The following is a 1174-nucleotide window of genomic DNA, read 5'->3' on the forward strand; positions in this document are numbered from 1 at the left end:
CCCAGATTAATCTTGAATCAAAACGTAAAGTAGCAAACATAGTCAATATGACAACAATTGCAAATAATAAGGCAGCGGGCTCAACTTCAACTGAGGCGACTTTATTAAATTTAATGATTGCCAATAAAATGCTCATGACAAATATATCTAACATAGACCAACGCCCGACAAACTCAATGATACGATACATTTTTGTATTGATATTAGCATTCCTCTGCCACTTAAATTGTACAGTGAGTAATATTAAGGCAAGTAACAGCATTTTAAGTAAAGGAACCACAACACTGGCAATAAAAACAATGATCGCAATAGGTACCATATCAATATTTGCCAGATTAATAATACCCGACATAATAGTATCCGTACGCATTTCTGTTACTTTATTCAGGCTCATGATGGGCAACACATTAGCAGGAATATACAAAATAAAACCACTGATTAGTAAAGCCCAGCTTTGAGCTAGACTATACGGAACCCTTGGATAGACTTTAGTATGACATCTTGGGCAGCAAGATTAATAATCAGCATTCCTGAAGCAGAGTGACACATTAAAAAACGAGTAAAACAGAACCTTGCCTTTTACGTTAAAGAAAGCTCCTTAGCCCTAATAATGAGGATAATATTATGACTACTTATAACAAACAATTTGAATTATCAATTAAAGATATCGATTTGATCGAGCGTTCTTTGCGTTTTCAAATAAGCCATTTAGCCAGTACAGAGAGTTCTGCTCAGACTAAGGAGTCAATAGAAAACCATAACAAAATATCGGGGAGTCGCTATTTTTGCGAAAGCTTGTTTTGGGCATCCCAGCCCAAGCAAGCAGCAAAAACTTAACGCGACCACTTATGCCTCCGGCGGCCCCGATTCGTCCTCGTCACCTCGTCCCGACCCAACAAGGGGTCGGAACATAGGCTCCAAATGACTTGACGCCGTGTCGGATGGCCTTTTATTTTGTCTCCACCTTCGCTAACGCTCAGACTCCGACAAAACAACGGCCCTACGGCTATCGCGGACTAAAAATCATCACTTCGCTTAGGCTACGTTTCCCTGATTTTCAGCGAAGGTTTTACCTGCTTATCTTTCCCACTCAAAATGCTAATGATTTTTTTAGCTATTTCGAGGAAGAATAAACAGAATAATCGAGTTTTTAAGCCCCTTTTACCTCCGCCCT

The 1174-nt window shown here is 39.5% G+C and carries 2 protein-coding genes; one reads left to right on the top strand and one right to left on the bottom strand.

The window, feature by feature from the left end; translation table 11 throughout:
• Positions 1-424: paraquat-inducible protein A (locus CDZ78_RS00070; RefSeq protein WP_140413824.1), on the bottom strand; the 424-nt coding region annotated here is incomplete at its 3' end.
• A gap of 200 nt (positions 425-624) precedes the next feature.
• On the opposite strand from CDZ78_RS00070, the gene CDZ78_RS00075 reads away from it, so the two are divergent.
• On the top strand, positions 625-837 hold the full coding sequence (locus tag CDZ78_RS00075; protein WP_087868109.1) for a hypothetical protein: 213 nt from the start codon (positions 625-627) through the stop codon (positions 835-837).
• Positions 838-1174: the final 337 nt, after the last annotated feature.

The organism is Bathymodiolus platifrons methanotrophic gill symbiont, from assembly GCF_002189065.1.
Taxonomy (GTDB): domain Bacteria; phylum Pseudomonadota; class Gammaproteobacteria; order Methylococcales; family Methylomonadaceae; genus Methyloprofundus.